Below are 20,578 nucleotides of genomic sequence, written 5' to 3'. Positions count from 1 at the left end.
GCGACCCGGCGGTGCCGGACTCTCCGCAACCGACACGGCTACGACCGACACGGTTACGACCGATACGGGTTGTGCGCGGGATTCTGCACCGTCGGATACGCGGGATACGCGGGATACGCGGGATTCGCCGGATACGGCAGCGACGGATACGCGGGATACGGCACCGACGGATACCCGTACGCGGCCCCGTACGCCGTAGGCATGGGCGCCCCGTACGGTGGCCGAGCCGGCGCGGCCACCCTCGCCGCGTACTCCAGGGCCGGGCGAGCCACTTCCCTCCGCTTCCACAGCTCGGCCAGCAGCTCCCCCTCCCGTACGACGAATTCGGCCCCGGCCCGCCCCTGCCGGCCCCGGTGCCGCAGGAACGCCAGCGAGGTCGCGTACGCCTCGTACTGTGCCACCGCCCGCGCCGCCGGCCACCCCCCGAAGTGCTGCCGAGCGTGATCCCGGGCCGTCCGCCGCGCCCGCATCGACCCGAGCACGAACGGATCGGCCGGCCCCAGCCAGCCCGCGTACACATACGCCGGCAGCTCCTCCTGCACGGTCCGCAGCTCCCGCTGCCGCGTCCAGATCGCGAGCCAGGTCAGCAGGCCGAACGCGGGCACCATGAAGGCGCCGTAGACGGCGAAGAACCCGAACTCGCCGAAGGCCGAGGAGCCGTTCCAGAAGGCGTGCATGCTCATCGCGAGCAGCAGCCCGCCGAGCGGGATCAGCCCGCGCCGGGCGTGCTGCCGTTCGGCGGAGAGCGCGGCGAGGCCGAAGCCGATGCCGGTGAGCACGGTGAACAGGGGGTGCGCGAACGGGGACATCACGACGCGCACGAAGAAGGTGGCGGCGGTGACGGAGGCGATGCCGCGGTCGCCGGTGACCTGGTCGGTCCCGAAGGCCGTGCCCAGGTAGAGGATGTTCTCGGTGAAGGCGAACCCCGTGGCGGTGACCCCGGCTATCACGACACCGTCGACGATCCCGGAGAAGTCCCGTCTGCGGAAGAGGAAGACCAGCAGCACGGCCGCGGCCTTGGCGGACTCCTCCACGACGGGCGCTATCACGGTCGCCCCGAGGGTGTCGGCGTTGGCCGGGTCGGCGGTCGCCGTGGCGATCCACCTCGTCGCGAAACTGTTGGCGACGATGGCGATCAGCGCCGCCGCGCAGGCGCCCCAGGCGAACGCGAAGACCAGGTTCCGCCAGGGGCCCGGTTCGACGCGGTCCAGCCAGCGGAAGGCGGCTATGAGCCAGGGCACGGGCAGGACGGCGAGCCCCAGCCCGACCAGGAAGCCCTCCGTGCCGGTCTGCCGGCGCACCAGCGCGAGGATGACCAGACCCGACAGGGCCAGCAGCGTGATCAGCGCTCCGTAACGCACCCACCGACGCTGCCACCAGTGCGGATGCGCTCCGCGCCCGGGGCCGGGGGAGTAGGTCGGGTACGGAGGACTGCTGGCCACGGCATCGACCCTAACGGTGACAGGGTGCTATCGGTCCTGATGCGGTACGCGACGAAAGAGCAGATCGTTCACCACATGTCCCTTGTCCAGTCCCTGCCCCTCGAAACGGGTCAGCGGCCGGAACTCGGGACGCTGCGCGAAACCGCCGTCGGCCTGGGTGTTCTCGAAGTCGGGATGCGCGGTGAGCACCTCGAGCATCTGCTCGGCGTACGGCTCCCAGTCGGTCGCACAGTGCACGGTCGCCCCCGGCCGCAGCCGGGTCGCGGCCAGCGTCAGGAACTCGGGCTGGATCAGCCGCCGCTTGTGGTGCCGCTTCTTGGGCCAGGGATCCGGGAAGTACACGCGCAGCCCGTCGAGCGCGTCGGGCCGGAGCATCTCCCTGAGCAGGATGATGGCGTCCCCGTTCCCGACCCGGATGTTGGACAGCCCGTTCTGGTCGGCGAGATTGAGCAGGTTCCCCTGGCCCGGCGTGTGCACGTCGACGGCGAGGATGTTCGTGTCCGGATCCCCGGCCGCCATCTGCGCGGTGGCCTCGCCCATCCCGAACCCGATCTCCAGCACGACGGGATTGCCGTTCCCGAACATCTCGCCGAGATCGAGGACACACTGTCCGTCGATGTCCAGCCCCCACTGGGGCCACAGCCGCTGCAGCGCATCGGCCTGCCCGGCGGTGACCCGGCTCCGCCGCGGCTGGAAACTCCGGATCCGCCGCTCGAAGTGCGATCCGGCGGGATCGGCCTTGGGCCCGTCCGGGAACCGCGGCTCCCCCTTGGCCCGGCTGTGCCGAACGGACAGACCGGGAACATGCGGGGACTGCGGCTCGGCGGGGGCGGGCCGGGGTGCTTCGGGGGCGTTGAGGGAGTCAGACACAGTGACACCGATTTTACGGGGCCTTCTCGGCCGTCCGGGTCGAGGTGGGACGGTGCCCTTTCAGCTGACCGAGTCGGGTGGTGGGTGGCATAGGCCGGGAGCCCCCTGGGACGGCGCCCGTGGCACAGGGGCACCTCACGGCGAGCCCAGCATGTCCAGCGCCCGTCTCCCGATCTCCCTGCCGATCGGCAGGGAGGCAGTGGCCGCAGGAGACGGCGCGTTCAGCACATGCACAGCCCGAGCCCCCTCCCGAATCAGAAAGTCGTCCACCAGCGTCCCGTCCCGCAGTACCGCCTGCGCCCGCACCCCGGCAGGGGCCCGCACCAGATCCTCCTGCTCCACCGCCGGCAACAGCCTCCGCACCGCTTCAAGGAACGCGCCCTTGGACACCGACCGCCGCAGCTCCCCCGCCCCGTACCGCCAGTGCCGCCGGGCGATCACCCACGACCCCGGCCACGCCAGCGTCCCGGCAAGCTCCCGGGGCCGTACGACCCCCCATCCGTACCCCTCCCGGGCCAGCGCCGGCACCGCGTTGGGCCCGATGTGCACACCCCCGTCGATCCCGCGCGTCAGATGCACCCCGAGGAACGGGAACGCCGGATCCGGCACCGGATACACCAGCCCCCGCACCAGCTCGGGCCGCGCCAGCTCGTAGTACTCCCCCCGGAAGGGCACGATCCGCACCCCGGGCTCGTCCCCGGTCAGCCGGGCCACCTCGTCGCAGTACAGCCCGGCACAGTTCACCAGCACCCGCCCGCGTACGACGTCCCCGCCCGCGGTCAGCACGGCCACGCCCCGCTCCGGCCGCCGGTCCACCCGGACGACCCGTGCCCCGTACCGGATCTCCGCACCCGAACCGTGCGCCAGCTGCCGGGCGACGCCGACGAAGTCGCACACCCCGGTCGTACCGACGTGGATCGCGGCCAGTCCGCGCACCTCAGGCTCGTACTCGCCGATCTGCGCGGCGCCCAGCTCCCGCACCGGGATCCCGTTCTCCCGGCCGCGCTGCACGAGCGCGTGCAGCCGCGGCAGCTCCTCCCGCTCGGTGGCGACGATCAGCTTCCCGGTGACGGCGTGCGCGATGCCGTACTCGGCGCAGAACTTCACCATCTCGGCCGCGCCCCGCACCGCGTACCGCGCCTTGAGCGAACCCGGCCGGTAGTAGATCCCGCTGTGGATGACCCCGCTGTTGCGCCCCGTCTGGTGCCGGGCCGGCCCCGGTTCCTTCTCCAGCACGGTCACCCGCGTACCCGGCGCGGACCGCGTGATCGCATACGCCGTGGACAGCCCGACGATCCCGCCCCCGACCACCAGCACGTCGCAGTCGTACGCACCCTCCCGCACCTGCACCACCTCCCGGTTTCGATAGTGCACTGCGCCACTGACAATGCCGTCAAACCCAGGGCGGCGAGAGCCGGCGGCCCGGCCCTACGCCGTGGTCATCAGAAGAGGCCGGGCCCGCTCCCGCAACTCCGCCACCCGAGGCTCGTCCCCGTACGGCTCCAGCCGATGCAGAAGATCCTTCACGTACTCCGTGGTCCGTGCGGACGAGATCCGCCCGGCCACCTCCACGGCCCGCACCCCCTGCTCGCACGCCGCATCCAGGTTCCCCGACTCCAGCTCGGCGACGGCGGAGACAACCAACCGCAGCCCGTGTGACCGCACGAACTCCTCCGTGGGCTTCGACAAGGCCTGCTCGGTGAACCGCCGCACCTGCCGCGGCGCCTTCAGATCGCGGTAGCACTCCGCCGCATCGGCGGCGAACCGGTCGTAGCCATAGAAACCAAGCCAAGAAGGATCGTTGTCACCGTCCCTGGACCGCTCGAGCCAGCCCTCCGCCGCCTTCAGCGCGGCGCCCGCCGCCTGTGCGTCTCCCGCGCGCGCGTGTGCCCGCGCCTCGACCAGCCGGAAGAAACTCGTGGTGCGCGCAGTCGCCAGCCCCCGGTTGCGCTCCAGGGCGGCCTGCGCCAGATCGACACCCTCGTCGCCGAAGCCCCGGTACGTCGCCTGCAACGACATGGAGGCCAGCACATAGCCCCCGAGCGGTACGTCGGCGGCCGCGCGCGCGAGCCGCAGCGCCTGGATGTAGTACCGCTGCGCCGCCTCCTGCTGGCCGGTGTCGAAGGCCATCCAGCCGGCGAGCCGGGTGAGTTCGGCGGAGGCCCCGAACAGGGCGCGGCCGACCTCGTCGGAGTACGAGCCGAGCAGCAGCGGTGCCGCCTCCACCCTCAGGCACTCCGGCACCATGGACGAACGCCAGTCGCCGCCTCCGTACTTGGAGTCCCAGCGTCTGGCGTCCTCGGCGGCCTCCCGCAGCTTCTGCACATCGCTGTGGCCGACTTTGATCGGTGCGCCGGAGCCCTCGGCAGAACTCGCCTCCCGCGCGACCGAGCTGTCGGCGGGGGTTATCAGCCATCGTGAGGCAGGCGTTGCGTACGCGCTCACTGCGAACGACCCCGCGAGCGACTGCCAGATGCCGCCGGAGCCGGCCCGGCGCCCGGCGAAGTCGAGCCGGTACAGCTCGGTGGCCGACCTCACCGCCTGTCCTACGTCTCTGGGGAAGGCGAGGCCCACTTCGGGTGCGGGATCCGCGTCCGCCAGGCCGATCTCGTGGAGCGGTACCGGGCGGCCGAGCTTCTGCCCGATGGCGGCCGCGATGAGGTGCGGCGCCGCGCCCTGCGGCACCATCCCCTTCGACACCCAGCGCGCCACCGAGGTCTTGTCGTAGCGAAGAGTCAACCCGCGTTGCGCACCAAGGTCGTTGACGCGTCGTGCGAGTCCTGCGTTGCTGATTCCCGCGAGGGCGAGAACGGTGCCGAGTTTTTCGTTCGGCCCGCGTTGCTCCCTGGACATGCGCCACCCCTCGACACAGACGGCTGCCGCGCTGGCATAACCATGCGGCATTCGTAAACCCAGCGTAGTTCGCCGCATCCCAAGCGTTAAGGGGCATTGTTCCGGATGGCGGGATTGTGGTCCGTACGGGAGTACGGCCCTGTACGCACCGTGCACACACCGTCGCGGCGTGCCCCCGCCCGTGTGGCCGTGCGCCCGCCCGTGCGCTCTTCTCCGGCCACCGAGGGAGCGGTTCCATGGCTTCTGCGTGGGTCGGCCCGCTGTACTGGATCCAGTGGGCTGGGGGACACCGCCACCTTCATCCCCGCGGGTGGCGGACCGGTCCGGGAGGCGATGCCCGCCTCCCGGACTGTGCGCGTTCCCGAGCCTCCGCGCGCTCCGCAAGCCTGTACGGAGCGTGCTCAAATTCTGGAGCCCGCCGTCGATTTGGCTGAAAATCGACCCCGGCTTCCGCGTGTGATTCCCGCTCCCACCATGGAACTTGAGGGCGCGAAGGGCGTCTTCGGGGCGCGTTTCGGGGGCGCATTCGCGTCGCACCCGCCTCGGCCCGTCCTCCCACCCGCCGCGCGTCGCACGGACGTTCACCCGCCCGCCCCTCGCTCGCGTTTCCCCGCGTCCCCGCGACTCTCCCTCGATCTCCCCTCGGGCTTCACCCGGCCTTCCCGCGGCGCCCCTTGGGCCTCCCTTCGGTTTTTCCCTCGATCGAAGGCGGCGCCACCGCCGTTCCACAGCGCGTTCTTCATGGCAGCATGGGGACCCGGTTCGTACGGTGCAGGGGTTGTCCACAGCCTGTGGAGGCGTCGATGCGGTGGTTGGTGGGTTGGAGCAGCACCGCCGCGGGCGCCGCTGGAATCGGTTCCGCGGGTGCCACCGGATACGACGGCGAGACGCTGCACCCCGTCGGTTCCCAACTCCTGTGGGGCGACCCCGATCCCCTGTGGGCCGTCGGCGACTGGCGCCCGGACGAGGTGCGCGTGGTGAAGGCCGACGCGCAGACCCGCATCGCCGTCCTCGGCACCTGCGGCGCCACCGACGAGGAGCTGCGGCGCGGTCTGTTCGCCGCGCGCGGGGGCGCACTGCGCCACCTGACCGCCTGGCCCGGCAGCTACACGGCCGTCGTCCAGGTGGGCCGCCGGATCACCGTCTGCGGCGACCTCGCGGGCGCCCGTCCGGTGTTCCACACCGCCTGGGCCGGCGGCACGGCCTACGCCACGGCCGCGCTGCCGCTCGCCGACCTCATCGAGGCCAACCTCGACTTCGGCCACCTGGCAGCCCTGCTCGCCGCCCCCGAGGTGCCGGCCGTACTGCGTGACACCACCCCGTACGACGGCGTACGGCGCATTCCCCCGGGGCATGCGCTCGTGCTGCGCGCCGGGGCACGCGAGATCGCCGGGTACGAGCCGGTCGCCTCCCTCGCCGTGGCCGCGCCCCCGGCCGATCCCGACAGCGCGCTGGACGGCGTACGGGACGCGCTCGTCGAGGCCGTACGCGCGCGGTTGTCGGCACCGCGGCACGTGCCCGACCTCGACCCCGGTCCGGTGCCCGGCATGGGCCCGGCGGAGCGGCGGGCCGCGCGCGGGATGCCGGTGCCGGGGATCGGCGCCGACCTGTCCGGCGGACCGGCCTCCGGCACGCTGGCGCTGCTGGCCGCAGGACTGCCCGGCCGGCCCGGCACGCTGCTAGGGCACGGCACGGGCGCCGGGGAGCGGCTTCTCGCCGTCACCTTCAACGACCTGGTCGTCGGCGGCCGCGAGGCCGAACTGGAGCGTGCGGGCACCCTCGCGGCCAACCCGCGCCTGCACCACGTGGTGGTGACCGGCGGGGAGGAGACGCTGCCGTTCGCCGACCTCGACGGCCCCCTCACCGACGAGCCGGGCCCCTCGCTGGTCACCGCGGCCCGCCACCGCGCCCGTTTCGCGGCCGGCAGCGCCGACCACTTCACCGGCCACGGCGCCCGTCAGGTCCTGGACGCCCACCCCGCCCGCCTCGCGGACCTCTTGATGGACCGCAAACGGCGCCACCTGGTCCGGCCGGTCGCCGCGCTCGCCCGGGCCGACGGCTCGGTGATGGTCCCCGCGCGCGTGTACGGCGCGGCCCGGCGGCTGGCGCGTACGCCGTACCGGGCGGGCATGGAACTGCTCGCCGAGCGGCTGATCCGGCGCCGCTTCGACGAGCCCAAGGGTGCGGTCGGCGCGTCCCTCGCCGGGCTGACCTGGGCGAGACCGGGGCCGGCGGCACGCTGGCTGACGGGAGAGGCGCTGGCTGAAGTATCGGTTCTGCTCCAGGCGGACCGCTCCTCCGGCGGTTTCGCCCAGCGCCCCGGCGAGTTCCGCGCGCGTGCGGTCCTGGCCCGCTACGCGGCCGACCTGCGCGTCCTGGAGCAGGCCGCCGAGATCCGCTCCCAGCGCCTGCACGCGCCGTTCCTCGACAACCAGGTCGTCCGCGCCTGCCGCGCCCTCCCCGAGGCGCTGCGCGTCCAGCCCGGAGCACGCTCCGCCGTCCTGCGTACGGTCCTGGAGGGCGCCGGCGTCACCAACCTCCCGCCCGGCTGGGGCGCCCCCTCCCACGCCTCCTCCGCGGCGGCCACGCGCGCGGGCCTGCGCGTAGCCGCGGACTCCCTGGTGGACCTCTTCTCCACACCTCTCCTGGCCGAGGCCGGCCTGGTCGAGGCCCGAGTCGTCCGCAAGGCCCTCCGCGCCGCCGCAGCGGGCGAACCCGTCCCCCTGGACGGCCTCGCCGACCTGGTCTCCCTCGAACTCTGGCTCCGCCGCCTCCTCTCCCGCCGCGGAACCTGCTGGACAGGCACCCCGGCCCGAGCCCGGGCGGTCCCCTCCGGAATCCAGCCGAGGAGAGACGCCTTGGCCTCGGGCGCCTGAGCCCGGCGTGGGCGCGCGCCCCCCGGCCCGCTGCAGCACCGGGCGCCGATCCAGCACCGGCTTCGCACGCGAGAGCCGCCCAGGAGGCACCCGCTCCGAAACACGTGGCCCCACCCCGCGCCCCCCGGGACAATGACCGGGTGCGGTACAGAATCCTGGGCGTAACCCAAGCGACGGACGACCAGGGCACCCCCCTACCCATCGGCGGCCCCCGCCTCCGCACCCTCCTCACGGCATTCGCTCTGCGCCCAGGCCGCACCGCCACCCCCGACACCCTGATCGACGAGGTCTGGGCGGACACCCCGCCCCAGGACGCCCCCGCCGCCCTCCAGGCCCTCGTCGCCCGCCTCCGCCGCACCCTCGGCAGACACACCATCACCTCCGCCCAGGGCGGCTACCGCCTGGAAGCAACCGAGGACGACGTCGATCTGTACGTCTTCGAACGCCTCACCCACACCGCCGCCAAGGCCCTCGCCGCAGGCGACCCCGCCACCGCCCACCGCACCCTCACCGACGCCCTGGCCCTGTGGCACGGCCCCGCCCTCGCCGACCTCCCCGACCGCACCGCGGCCACCCGCCCGGAAGCCCTGCGCCTGGAGGCGACCCGCGCACGCGCCACCGCCGCCCTCGACCTCGGCCGCGCCCAGGACGTCGTACCGGAACTGCGGGAACTGACCGCGTCCCACCCCTACGACGAACCCCTGCACTCCCTCCTCATCCGTGCCCTGCGCGACACCGGCCGCCCCGCCGACGCCCTCGCCGCGTACGAGTCGGCCCGCCGCACCCTCGCCGACACCCTCGGCACCGACCCCGGCCCGGAACTGAAGGCCCTGCACGCGTCGTTGCTGAAGCAGGAGCCGCCCGCGGCCGCACCGGCCCCCACCCGCCCCCCGGAACGGACGGGCAACCTCCGCCCCCGCCTGACCTCCTTCGTCGGTCGGGAACCAGAACTCGAGGCCATTCGTTCCGACTTGCACAGGGCCCGCCTGGTCACCCTCACCGGACCGGGCGGCTCAGGAAAGACCCGCCTCGCCGAGGAGGCCGCCGCAGGGCTGCCCCAGGCATGGCTGGTCGAGCTGGCACCGCTCGACCGGCCGGAGGCGGTGCCCGGCGCGGTGGTCAGCGCGCTCGGTCTGCGCGAGACCGTGCTGCTGACCAACGACCTGGTCACACCGCAGGCCGACCCCACGGCCCTGCTGATCGAGTACTGCGCCCCGCGCAGCCACCTCCTGATCCTTGACAACTGCGAACATGTCATCGGCGCGGCCGCCGCCCTCGCCGAGACCCTCCTCACCCACTGCCCCGGGCTCACGGTCCTCGCCACCAGCCGTGAACCTCTGGGCGTCCCCGGTGAGTCGGTGCGCCCGGTCGAACCCCTCGTCCCCGAGCAGGCGTACCGCCTCTTCACGGAGCGCGCGCGGACCGTCCGTCCCGACGCCGACGCCGTGCTCCGCGACACCGGGGCCGTGGCGGAGATCTGCCGCCGCCTGGACGGGCTGCCGCTCGCCATCGAGCTGGCCGCGGCCCGGCTCAGACTGCTGACCCCGCGGCAGATCGCCGACCGGCTGGACGACCGCTTCCGCCTGCTCACCTCCGGAAGCCGCACGGTCCTGCCCCGCCAGCAGACCCTGCGCGCGGTGGTCGACTGGTCCTGGGAGCTGCTGGACGAGCGGGAGCGGACCGTGCTGCGCGAGGTGTCGGTGTTCGCGGGCGGCTGGGACCTCGCGGCGGCCGAGGCCGTGTGCACCGGCCCGGCGGCGGACCTGATCGGCGCTCTTGTGGACAAGTCCCTCGTCGTGGCGGCCCCCGAAGGACCGGCCGCCCCAGGCGCCCCGGACTGCCCGGGCGGCTTCGGCGGCATGCGGTACCGCATGCTGGAGACCATCCACGAGTACGCCACCGAGCGCGCGGCCGAGGTCCCCGAGCTGCGCGTCGCGGCCGAGCGGCGCCACCGCGCGTGGGTGCGCGCACTGGTCGAGCAGGCCGAGCCCCGGATGCGGTCGGCCGCCCAACTGCCCTGGATCGCCCACCTGGAGAGCGAACTCGACAACATCCGCGCGGCCCTGGACCGGACGCTGCGCGCCGGCGACGAGGCGCAGGCGGGCGCGATCGTCCTGGCGATCGGCTGGTTCTGGTGGCTGCGCAACTACCGCCAGGAGGCGATCGAGTGGGTGCGGCGGGTGCTGCGCCTGGGCACCGCCGCCCGGGACACCCTGCCCGAGGGGACGCGGCCGTTCGACCCCGTCCCGCCGGTGGACTCGGCCGACCTCGTCGGCGCCTTCCTCGACGCTCCCGACGGCGAGGCGGGCCACCCGCTGCGCGAGCTGCGCATGGATCTGCGGATGCTCGACCTGTTCCTGACCTCCGAGTCGAACTCGTGGAACATCGCGGCCGACGAGCGGGCCCCGGAGTACATCGCGCGGGTACGGGCGGCCTACGAGCACGGCGGTCCGCAGGCCGCCCGCCTGCCCGGCATCGTCTGGCCGCTGACCGCCTACTACCTGGGCGGCCCGGCCGACGTGGGCCCCGACATGGCCGCGGCGGTCGCCAACTGCCGCAGGTACGGCGGGGACTGGGAGGTCGGCGTCGCCCTGATGTACCGCACCCACGTGGTCGTCGACTCGCCGGGCAACCTGCAGGGCGTGGACGAGGACCTGGCGGAGCTGCGGACGCTCAGCCTGCGCGTGGGAGACCGCTGGATGCGGGCGCAGGTGTGCAGCGCGGCCGGCGAGGCGGCCATGGCGCGCGGCAGGTTCGAGGAGGCCAGCGTCGAGTACGACGAGGCACTGCGCCTCGCCTACGAGGTGGGTGCCTATGCCGAGGCCCCGTTTCTGATGGCACGGCTCGCCGAGATCGCCTACCGCTCCGGCGACCGCGCGGGCGCCCTCGCCGCCCTGGACGAGGCCGGCAGCACCTCCGACGAGTACGGGGTGGCGGAGTCCCGGGCGTTCGTCCTGCTGTTGCGGGCGCACATCGCCGCGTGCGACGGCGACCTGGCCCGCGCGCGGGAGCTTTACGAGACGTGCCTCGCGGTCACGGCGGGCGGCACGCCGCCACCGCAGTTCACGGCCGCCCTGCACGCGGCCGATGCCCAGATCACGGCCGGCGAGTCCGGTCCCGGGCAGGCCCTGCCGATCGTGGCCGAGGGGCTGCGGGAAGCGGTGGAGCGGCGCTGCGCCGAGTCGGTCACGGCGGGGCTGGTGGACATCGGCGCCGACCTGCTGGCCCGGCTCGGCGACCTGGCGGGGGCGGTTCGGCTGTTCGCGGCCGCCGACCACTGGCGCGCCGGGAACCCGCGCCCCGAGCCGGAGCGCACCCGGACCGGGCAGATCGACACCGAAGCCCGCGCGACACTGCCCCCGGACCGCTACGCGGCCGAGCGGGCCCGGGGCGCGGCCCTCGGCATGGAGGACATCCTGCGCGCACTGGAGGCGCCGGCGACCGCCCCGGGGCCGTGAGTCCCGCTCGGGGCCGCGAACCCTGCTATCGGCAGGTGAACCTGGCGTCGGCCCAGTCGGCCGGCGCCGCCGGGTCGATGATGTCGCGATGCGGTTCCACGACGAGCCGTACGGTCTTGCGTCCGGTCAGATCCACATGGACGGGCACGGCCGCGGCCCAGCCTTTGACCGTCCCGGACTGCCACAGCCGGACCCCGTCGGCGTAGACGGAGAAGGAGACCTTGCCGAGCCCGAGGGCCATGTCGTCCACTCCGGCCAGGGCGTCGTAGGCCGTGCACCGGCGGTTGAGGTCGATGGTGACGGAGGACCGGCCGTGCACGGTGACACCGCGCGCGTACTGCTTGCCGCCGATCGACATCCCGTACCGCTGCCACACCCAGCTGCTCTCGCGCAGCCGCATCTCGGGCCGGGTGCCGTCGCCGCCGACGTCGTACCGCAGGTCGCTCCACTCGTAGACGACGGGAGCCGGCGGTGGCGTGGGGATGGGCGTCGGCGTTGGCGTCGGGGTCGGGGTCGGCTTGGGCGTCGGCTTCGGGGTGGGCGTGGGTGTCGGCTTCGGGGTGGGTTCGGGCGTGGGCGCCGCAGAAGGGGTCGGCGTCGGGTCCGGTTCCGGGGCCAGCACCACCGGCAGCGGCGCGGGCTTCTTCCTGGCAGGTGCAGTGGGCGTGGGGGTGGGGACCGGCGTCTGCGGCTGCTCGACGGCCGGCGGGGGCGGCGACGGCTTGGCCACCTCCTTGGCCGGGTGGCCGTCGTGCACCAGCGCCAGGGCCACCGCGGCGGCGGCCACCGCGACCACACCGGCCGCGATCCCGGCCTTCACCGGCGCTGCGAGCCCCTCCGAGGCCGCCGCGCCGCCACCCGCACTCGCGCCTCCGGAGGAACCGCCGGCGGCGGCAGCGGCACCCGCCGCGCCCACCCCGGCGCCTCCGGCGATGATGCCGAGCACCTTCGCATACCCGGCGGCCCCGAACCAGCCGATGACCGCGACCGGTACGACCGCGGGGATGCCGCTCGCGACCTCCTCGATCTGCGCGGCCGCCAGCCGGCACCTGGCGCACTCGTCCAGGTGCTTGCGCAGGCCCCGCTCGGCACGGATCCGCAGCTTGCGGCGGGCGTAGGTGCCGAGCTGGTCGGCGTAGCGGGCGCACTCCTCGTCGCCGGCCAGGGAGGCGCTGACGTGCGCCTGCAGATAGGCCTGCTTCAGCCCCTCACGGGCGCGGCTCGCCAGCACCCGGGTGCCGTTGGCGTCCAGCCCGAACAGGACGGCCACCTCGCTCGGCGACTCGTCCTCCACCTCGGTGTGCCACAGCACGGCCTGCCAGCGCTCGGGCAGCGAGCGGAAGGCCTGCATGGCCATGGACTGCTCGGCCTCGTGCAGGGCGCGCACATCGGCGCCCGAGTCCAGGGTGTCGCTCTCGGACACCTCCGACCCACGCGAGGCCTGCTGGGCGAACACGGCGAAGTCGTCCACGAGGTGCTCGCGCCGGGCGGACTTGGTCCAGTGCGCGGCGACGCGCCGCACCGAGGTCAGCAGATAGGCCCGCACGGCGTGCTCGGGCCCCGACCCGCCGCGCACCGCCTGCAGCATGCGGGCGAAGACCTCGGCGGTGAGGTCGTCCGCGGTGTGCCCGTCACGGCAACAGGTGCGCGCGTACCGGCGCACCGCATCGGCGTGCCGCCGGTACAACTCCTCGTACGCGGAGTCGTCCCCCGCACGCATCCGCTCGATCAACTCACCATCGGCGCGCGGCATCTCGCGAGGCGGCAGCACACGCCCGTCACGCTGAGCAGGCACGCTTTCCTCGCCGGGTGCCCCAGCCGGAGCACCCCCGCGCCGCCCGCCCTGACTCGGCACCTTGGGCGCCTGCGGCATCTGCGGCGAGGTAAGCCCTCCGGCCTCCGAGTCACCGTCACCGCGTGACTCGTCCCACCCGTCAACGCTCATCGCGCAAAGCCCCCGACACCGGCCCAGCCCAACCCGTCACCGGCTCAGGGTGCCACATTGTCTTTCGGTCAAGGACTGCCGTACACGCCATCCACTCATCCGAGCGCACTTGCCACCGACGGACACCGAACCTCACCCGAACGAGAAAGCAGACGAACAGCCGTCGAGGACGAAGCCCCGGCGGCACCGGCCCGGCCACCCGCACCCGACCGCGACAACTGCACGGGTGGCACGGTCGGGAAAGCAATCCCTACGCCGGCCGCGACCGCAGTCCCTCCAGGAGGATGTCCAGCAGTCGCGCAGAAGCCGCAGCCTGCTGCGCCGCATCCGGCAGGGACGGCGCCGCCGTGGCGATCACCAGCAGCACATCCGCCACGGACACGTCGGTCCGCAGCGCGCCCGCAGCCCGAGCCCGATCCACCAACTGCCCCACGACCTCGAGCAGCGCACCGGCCCCGCTGTCATCCCCGCCGGAGATCCCGGACGACTCCGTCACCAGCCGAAGTTCGCCCGAACCCGAACCCGAACCTGGACCCAGTCCCGGCTGAGACCGCTGCTGAGGCACCCGAGCCTCCTCGCCCGGTTCGGACGAGCCGCCCGAACCGGCGGAGCCCTCCTCCAGGACCCCCACCCGCAGCACCTGCGGCGGCAGCAACCGCCCCGCCCCCGACGCCACGGACGTCCGCAGGAAGCGGGACAGCGCCGACCACGGCTCGTCCTCCTGCCCGAGCGCGGCCCGCGCCTGCTCGGTCAGCCGCGCGGTCTCCTCCTCGGCTATCCGCCGGACCAGTACGTCCTTGCTCGGAAAACGCCGGTACACCGTGCCGACACCGACCCGGGCCCGTCGCGCCACATCCTCCATCGGCGCGCCGTACCCCAGCTCGCCGAACACCTCACGCGCCGCACGCAGCACGTGCTCCAGATTGCGCTGTGCGTCCACCCGCAGCGGCGTCGTACGCGGGCCGTCCCCGCGCCCGTTGCCCGCCCCCGCGCTCACCGCTGCGCCGCCCGATGCGAGTGCGGCTGCCGATGACCAATGAGTGTCCTGAACATGCATGTATTTCCCCCGGTTAATGACGTCTCCCCCCGGAGACTCTCCCCGCCACTGAAGCCGGAGTGCGCGGAACTGGCGTCGGTCCACGAGCGGGAATCCGCCCGTCGCGGACCCGTTCGACCACATCCCCTACACCCCGTCGACACACGAACATAGTTGAGAGGCAGTCAATTCAGAAGGGGCAGGTTCCGCACAGTGCGCCCCCCGATCGGAGTACGGGTCATTTACATCCCGATTCCGCACCTTAGCTCCCTCCCGTCCGCCCCCGCTGACCTGCCCGCTTTCTCCCCGCCCCGACGGCGTGCCCGGACCTGCGCACACCCGCTCGCCGGTCACACAAATTGCCGGGGCTGTGGACAAACAACAGCGCCGGGTGCGTCATGGGATGGTGAAGGAACGTACGCGCATTCTGGTTGTCGGCGGCGGCTACGTCGGGATGTACACGGCCCTGCGTCTGCAGCAGAGGCTGAAGCGGGAGCTCAGGCAGGGCGAGGTCGACATCACTGTCGTCACTCCCGACCCCTACATGACGTACCAGCCGTTCCTTCCCGAGGCGGCCGCCGGTTTGATTTCCCCTCGCCATGTCGTCGTACCGCTGCGTCGTGTCCTGGACAAGTGCCACATCGTCATCGGCGAGGTCACCTCCCTGGACCACGCGGTGCGCACCGCCGCCGTCACCACGCTCGCCACCGCCGAGGAGGGCCGGGCCGCCGAACTCCTCGGCTACGACGAACTCGTCATCGCCCCCGGCTCGATCGCCCGCACGCTGCCCATCCCCGGCCTCGCCGAGTACGGCATCGGCTTCAAGACCGTCGAAGAGGCCATCGGCCTGCGCAACCACGTCATCGAGCAGATGGACATCGCCTCCTCCACCCGCGACCCCGCGATCCGCGACGCCGCCCTCACCTTCGTCTTCGTCGGCGGCGGCTACGCGGGAGTCGAGGCACTGGGCGAACTGGAGGACATGGCCCGCTATGCCGCGCGCTACTACCACAACGTCCGCCCCGAGGACATGAAGTGGATCCTCGTGGAGGCCTCCGACCGCATCCTCCCCGAGGTCGGCGAGGAGATGGGCCGCTACACCGTCACCGAGCTGCGCCGCCGCAACATCCAGGTCCTGCTCGACACCCGCCTGGACTCCTGCGCCGACCGCGTCGCCGTCCTCAGCGACGGCCAGCGCTTCCCGACCCGTACGGTCGTGTGGACCGCAGGCGTCAAACCGCACCCGCTGCTCGCCGCCACCGACCTGCCCCTCAACGGCCGCGGCCGGCTGAAGTGCACCGCCGAACTGACCGTCGACGGCGCCCCGCACGCGTGGGCCGCGGGCGACGCCGCCGCCGTCCCCGACGTCACCGCCGCCGAACCCGGCACGGAGACCGCCCCCAACGCCCAGCACGCGGTCCGCCAGGCCAAGGTCCTCGGCGACAACATCGTCCACGCGCTGCGCGGCGAACCCCTGGAGACGTACGCGCACAAGTACGTCGGCTCCGTCGCCTCCCTCGGCCTGCACAAGGGCGTCGCCCAGGTCTACGGGCGCAGGTTGAAGGGCTACCCTGCCTGGTTCATGCACCGCGTCTACCACCTCAGCAGGGTGCCCACCTTCAACCGGAAAGCCCGTGTCCTGGCGGAATGGACCCTCGCCGGGCTCTTCAAACGGGAGATCGTCTCGCTCGGTTCGCTCGAACATCCCCGAGCGGAGTTCGAACTCGCGGCCGGTGGAAAGCCTCCTCACAGCCCCTCGGACGACCCGAAGGGGTCGTCCTGACCGGACCCAGGAACTACCCGGCCCGTCCCGGCGTCTGACGGATACCGCCACGGACGGCCACCTGCCAGACTGCCCCACGTCCTCGGACGGGCACCTGCCCGCCCTCAGCACCCACGAGGCTTTCCCCACTGTGAACTTCACGCGCTGGAGCGCCCGGCTCCCCGGAACGCAGCGCCGCGCCGCAGCGCGGACCGAGACCGCGGTCTCCCCGGACCGACGGGGGGAAGGCTCCGTGCCCGCGGCCCGCGCCGAACAGCCGGCCGACGGGCCCCCGCCCGTGCCCGCCGTCGACGAACTGCCCGCGCGCGACGTCCTCGACCGCGTCCCGGCCCTCGTCGCCCTCGTGCACGGTCCCGAGCACCGCATCGCCTACGTCAACGACGCCTACGCGGCGGCCTTCGGCACCCGCTCCCCGGGCGCACCGGCCCGCGAGGCGCTCCCGGAACTCGCCGAACTGGGGCTTCTCCCCCTCCTCGACCAGGTGCTGCGCAGCGGCAAGCCCCGCACCCTGAAGTCCCGCAAGGCCGTCGACGGCCGCTCCTACACCTTCACCTGCACGCCGGTGGCCGAGGACGGCGACCGGGCGGGCGGCGACGGCGCGGTCCTCGTCTTCGCCACCGACGTCACCGACCACGCCGAGGCCGCCGAACGCCTGCGGGCCAGCGAGCGCCGCCAACGCGAGACCGCGGTGACGTTGCAGCGCTCCCTCCTGCCCCAGGAGCTGGAGCAGCCGGACGACCTGCGCATCGCCGCCACCTACCAGCCCGGCGGCACGGAGGCCGCGGTGGGCGGCGACTGGTACGACGTGATCACCCTCGGCGGCGGCCGCACAGCGCTCGTGATCGGCGACGTCATGGGCCGCGGCGTCCGCGCGGCAGCCGTCATGGGCCAGCTCCGCACCGCGGTCCGCGCCTACGCCCGCCTCGACCTCCCCCCGCACGAGGTCCTTCAACTCCTCGACGGCCTCGCCACAGAGATCGACGCCAACCAGATCGCCACCTGCGCGTACGCCGTCCACGACCCGAACGAGGGCCGCCTGGTGTACGCCTCCGCCGGACACCTGCCCATCCTGGTCCGCGACGAGAACGGCACGGTCCAGCGGGCCGACGAACCCACCGGCCCACCGCTCGGCACGGGCGGCTGGATGCACGCGTCGGGATCGATCGCGCTCGGCCCCGGCTCGACAGCGGTCCTCTACACGGACGGCCTGGTCGAACGCCGCGACGAAGACCTGGACGAGGGAATCGCGTCCCTGGAGCGCGCCCTGTCCGGCGCGACCGGCACCCCCCAGGTCGTCTGCGACCGCCTGGTCCGCTCGGCCGGCGTCACCGCCGACCACGACGACGACGTCGCCGTCCTCGTCCTCCAGCACCCCGCTCGTACGGGTCCCGAGGGCGACCTCTTCCGCAATGCGGCGCTGGAACTCCTCGGCGGTGTGGAGGCGGCGCCCCGCGCCCGCGCGTTTGCCTCCGGCGTCCTGACCAGCTGGCGCTTCCCGGCCGACCTGCACGACCTGGGTGTCCTGGCGACGAGCGAACTGGTCGCCAACAGCCTTCAGCACGGCACCCCACCCATGCGCCTGCGACTGCGCCGCACCGACCGCCGCCTGATCATCGAGGTCACCGACGGCGACGACCACCTGCCGAGGCGGCGCCGCGCGGAACCGGGCGACGAGTCGGGGAGGGGCATCGCCATCGTCGCCACGATCGCCTCGAACTGGGGGTCGCGACGAACCCCGGGCGGGGGCAAGGCAGTGTGGTGCGAGTTCCTGCTGCCGAGGGGGTAGGCGCCGCAGGGCTGCGGCCCGTCCGGGGCGCAGCGGCACCCCGCCGGCGCGGGCGAGCGAAACCCACCCCGGGCCGGCTGCAGCTCCGGGTGCCCTATGCCTCCGCGGGGACCGGCTCCGCAGCTCCACCCCGGGCGACGACACGGCTCTTCGCCGCAGCCCACGGCTGATCCTGGGCCACGGTCAGCCTCCGCCCCAGCCGCAGCGCCAGCACCGTGATCCCCAGGGAGAACAGCAGGAAGGTCACGACGTACGGGGCATGCAGCGAGGCCCCGAGAGGACCGCCCACCGCCGGCCCGACAGCCAGCGCCAGCTGCTTGACCAGCGCAAATGCCGAGTTGTACTGCCCAGCCATCCCCTCCGGCGCCAGATCGGCCACCAGGGGAGCGACGGTCGGCGACAACATCGCCTCACCCAGCCCGAACAACGCGTACGTCGACACGAACGCGGCGGTCGCCATCTCCTGACTGCCGTGCCCGAGCCCCGCGTACCCCGCCGTCAGCCAGGCCACGGCCCAGATGAGACCCACACCGGCGATCACCCGAGACCGCCGCCGCCGCTCCACGAACTTCAGCACGGCGAACTGCGCGACGACGATCATCATCGTGTTCGCGGCCAGCGCCGTCCCGAGCGCGGAGGTCGATATCCCCGCAGCCTCCACGCCGTACGCGCTCAGTCCCGACTCGAACTGCCCGTAGCAGGCGAAGAACAGCACGAAGCCCAGCACACACAGCTGCACCATCGCCCGGTTCCCGAGCAGCTGCTTCCAGCCGCCCTTCGCCGAACCGGCCGGCGCGTCCGCGATCCGCGGCGAGTGCGGCATCCGCACCGTCGCCATCAACACGACCAGCAGCAGGAACATCGCCGCCTCGATCGCGAACAGCAGCGTGAAGGAGGACACCCGGGTGGTGTCGACGAGATGGCCGCCGATGAGACCACCGACGCCGAGCCCCAGGTTCTGCAGGAAGAACTGCATCGCGAACGCCCGCGACCGCGTCTCCGCCGTCGAGCAGTCCACGATCATCGTCGCCAGCGCGGGCTGCATCACGGCCTGCCCCGCCCCGAGCGCCGCGGCCGACAGCAGTACGGCACCCGCGCTCCCCGCGAGTCCGAGGCTCAGCGCACCCAGCGCGGCCGTGACCAGGGCGGCGAGCAGGACCGGCAGCGGGCCGCGCCGCACGATCGCCCGGCCGGCGAACGGCAGCACGATCAGCGCGGCCACGGCGAAGACGGCGAGCACGAGTCCCGCCGTCATGGCTCCCAGACCCCGCACCTGCGCCACATAGACGTACAGGTAGGGGACCGTGAAGCCGAGCCCGAATGCGCTGAGTGCGTTGCCCACGTGGATCCGGCGCATCGCTGCGCCCATCGCCCTGGTCACGTTCACCTCTCTCACTAGTTAGGAGTGAAGACTTCAAAGCTAAAGTTCGAAGCTAAAGACTACACATTCAAGGACTTCAACGCAAAGGAGTCTCGTGCGATACTGCGGACATGGCCGAGACCCCGGACGTCACCGAGCCGACGCTCGAAGAACAGATCGCCGCCTACCAGCGCGAGTTCCAGGACCTCGACCCCCAGGTCGAGAAGATCGTGTCGGCACTGTCCCGGCTGAACCGCCGGATGAACGTCGCCTACGGCCGCCAGACCGCCGCCCTCGGCATCAGCAACGCCGAGTGGGAGGTCCTCAAGGCCCTCGTGCTCTCGGGCGCCCCGTACCGCCTGGGCCCCAGCGACCTCGCCAAGCGGCTCGGCCTCACCCCGGCCGCCATGACCCACCGGATCGACCGCATGGTCGCCGAAGGTCTGGTCACCAGGGAGCGCGACGAGTCCAACCGCGTGCGGGTCATCGTCGAGCTGACTCCCGAGGGTCGCGGGAAGTGGCTGGAGGCGATGCACCGCGCGACCGTCTTCGAGGAGGACCTGCTCCAGGACCTCACCCCTGCGGAGCGCGCGGTGCTCGGCGAGGTCCTGACCAGGCTCCTGCGCCGTGTGGAACACGCCCAGCCGGACGCCGGCGGCCGGCTCAGCGACCTGGACTGAGCACCCAAAAAAGATCTTGACAGGGGATGCTTGACACACCCCTACCCGATCCGTAAAGTTCTCCGGGTTGCCACGGGGCCGTAACGGTTCTGCGGCAGCACCTCCGCCGCTTCGAGCGGCACCTCAACTCAGCACGATCTCCCGACCGGGTTGATTTCGGCGTGCCCGAATTCAATTCGAATGGGGACTCGGCGGTCCGATTGGGAATCGCCGGAAGGATCCGCTAAGGTTTGAGACGTCGGAACGGCCCAACAGCCGGGAAGACAAACCCCGCTGACTGGGGGTCAGGCCCGAAAGGATCTGATAGAGTCGGAACCGCCGGAAAGGGAAACGCGAGAGCGAGAACCTGGAAAGCACCGAGGAAATCGGATCGAGAAAAGATCTGATAGAGTCGGAAACACCGAAGGGAAGCCCGGAGGAAAGCCCGAGAGGGTGAGTACAAAGGAAGCGACCGTTCCTTGAGAACTCAACAGCGTGCCAAAAATCAAC

General features: G+C 72.7%; 12 protein-coding genes. 5 read left to right on the top strand and 7 right to left on the bottom strand.

All coding sequences use genetic code 11. The features are described from left to right. Nucleotides 1-53 precede the first annotated feature (53 nt). The 4 genes from ABZ471_RS16585 to ABZ471_RS16570 all read right to left on the bottom strand — a co-directional run bounded on the left by ABZ471_RS16585 (nucleotide 54) and on the right by ABZ471_RS16570 (nucleotide 5,165). Nucleotides 54-1,442: a PrsW family intramembrane metalloprotease gene (locus tag ABZ471_RS16585; protein WP_359066997.1), complete on the bottom strand. Its 1,389-nt coding sequence runs from the start codon at nucleotides 1,440-1,442 to the stop codon at nucleotides 54-56. A 27-nt stretch (nucleotides 1,443-1,469) separates the two neighbouring features. After that, nucleotides 1,470-2,312, bottom strand: coding sequence for a tRNA (guanosine(46)-N7)-methyltransferase TrmB (gene trmB / locus ABZ471_RS16580; protein ID WP_359066995.1), 843 nt, complete (start codon nucleotides 2,310-2,312; stop codon nucleotides 1,470-1,472). A gap of 135 nt (nucleotides 2,313-2,447) precedes the next feature. After that, entirely contained in the window at nucleotides 2,448-3,665 is a 1,218-nt protein-coding gene (gene lhgO / locus ABZ471_RS16575) for an L-2-hydroxyglutarate oxidase (protein WP_359067169.1), read from the bottom strand. A gap of 75 nt (nucleotides 3,666-3,740) precedes the next feature. Further along, on the bottom strand, nucleotides 3,741-5,165 hold the full coding sequence (locus ABZ471_RS16570; RefSeq protein ID WP_359066993.1) for an MFS transporter: 1,425 nt from the start codon (nucleotides 5,163-5,165) through the stop codon (nucleotides 3,741-3,743). 803 nt (nucleotides 5,166-5,968) lie between these two features. Here ABZ471_RS16570 and ABZ471_RS16565 point away from each other — a divergent pair. Both ABZ471_RS16565 and ABZ471_RS16560 read left to right on the top strand, forming a co-directional pair. Next, on the top strand, nucleotides 5,969-8,041 hold the full coding sequence (locus ABZ471_RS16565) for an asparagine synthase-related protein (protein ID WP_359066991.1): 2,073 nt from the start codon (nucleotides 5,969-5,971) through the stop codon (nucleotides 8,039-8,041). Between the two features lie 140 nt (nucleotides 8,042-8,181). Then, entirely contained in the window at nucleotides 8,182-11,499 is a 3,318-nt protein-coding gene (locus tag ABZ471_RS16560) for a BTAD domain-containing putative transcriptional regulator (protein WP_359066989.1), read from the top strand. 25 nt (nucleotides 11,500-11,524) lie between these two features. On the opposite strand, the gene ABZ471_RS16555 is transcribed toward ABZ471_RS16560, so the two are convergent. Both ABZ471_RS16555 and ABZ471_RS16550 read right to left on the bottom strand, forming a co-directional pair. After that, nucleotides 11,525-13,444, bottom strand: coding sequence for a sigma-70 family RNA polymerase sigma factor (locus ABZ471_RS16555; RefSeq protein ID WP_359066987.1), 1,920 nt, complete (start codon nucleotides 13,442-13,444; stop codon nucleotides 11,525-11,527). A gap of 250 nt (nucleotides 13,445-13,694) precedes the next feature. After that, nucleotides 13,695-14,501, bottom strand: a complete 807-nt coding sequence (locus tag ABZ471_RS16550; protein ID WP_359066985.1) for a helix-turn-helix domain-containing protein — start codon at nucleotides 14,499-14,501, stop codon at nucleotides 13,695-13,697. A gap of 382 nt (nucleotides 14,502-14,883) precedes the next feature. Here ABZ471_RS16550 and ABZ471_RS16545 point away from each other — a divergent pair, with 382 nt between their 5' ends. Beyond that, the gene (locus tag ABZ471_RS16545) at nucleotides 14,884-16,263 is read left to right on the top strand and encodes an NAD(P)/FAD-dependent oxidoreductase (RefSeq protein ID WP_359066982.1); all 1,380 of its coding nucleotides are present in this window, start codon (nucleotides 14,884-14,886) and stop codon (nucleotides 16,261-16,263) included. Between the two features lie 130 nt (nucleotides 16,264-16,393). After that, nucleotides 16,394-18,049 (top strand): SpoIIE family protein phosphatase, encoded by a 1,656-nt coding sequence (locus ABZ471_RS16540; protein WP_359066980.1) that lies wholly within the window; start codon nucleotides 16,394-16,396, stop codon nucleotides 18,047-18,049. A gap of 94 nt (nucleotides 18,050-18,143) precedes the next feature. On the opposite strand, the gene ABZ471_RS16535 is transcribed toward ABZ471_RS16540, so the two are convergent. Further along, complete coding sequence (locus ABZ471_RS16535; protein WP_359066978.1) at nucleotides 18,144-19,430, bottom strand: MFS transporter; 1,287 nt, start codon at nucleotides 19,428-19,430, stop codon at nucleotides 18,144-18,146. Between the two features lie 110 nt (nucleotides 19,431-19,540). On the opposite strand from ABZ471_RS16535, the gene ABZ471_RS16530 reads away from it, so the two are divergent. After that, a complete protein-coding gene (locus ABZ471_RS16530; protein ID WP_359066976.1) occupies nucleotides 19,541-20,089 on the top strand; it encodes a MarR family transcriptional regulator in 549 nt (182 codons plus the stop codon). Nucleotides 20,090-20,578 lie beyond the last annotated feature (489 nt).

Source organism: Streptomyces sp. NPDC005728 (genome assembly GCF_040630895.1).
Classification (GTDB): Bacteria; Actinomycetota; Actinomycetes; order Streptomycetales; family Streptomycetaceae; genus Streptomyces.
This window is presented reverse-complemented; position numbering and strand designations above follow the sequence as displayed.

What these genes read in the sequence shown, in the direction of transcription:
- ABZ471_RS16570 (WP_359066993.1), bottom strand. Translation starts at nt 5,165, where the DNA reads ATGTCCAGGGAGCAACGCGGGCCGAACGAAAAACTCGGCACCGTTCTC.
- ABZ471_RS16565 (WP_359066991.1), top strand. Translation starts at nt 5,969, where the DNA reads ATGCGGTGGTTGGTGGGTTGGAGCAGCACCGCCGCGGGCGCCGCTGGA.
- ABZ471_RS16555 (WP_359066987.1), bottom strand. Translation starts at nt 13,444, where the DNA reads ATGAGCGTTGACGGGTGGGACGAGTCACGCGGTGACGGTGACTCGGAG.
- ABZ471_RS16550 (WP_359066985.1), bottom strand. Translation starts at nt 14,501, where the DNA reads ATGCATGTTCAGGACACTCATTGGTCATCGGCAGCCGCACTCGCATCG.
- ABZ471_RS16545 (WP_359066982.1), top strand. Translation starts at nt 14,884, where the DNA reads ATGGTGAAGGAACGTACGCGCATTCTGGTTGTCGGCGGCGGCTACGTC.
- ABZ471_RS16530 (WP_359066976.1), top strand. Translation starts at nt 19,541, where the DNA reads ATGGCCGAGACCCCGGACGTCACCGAGCCGACGCTCGAAGAACAGATC.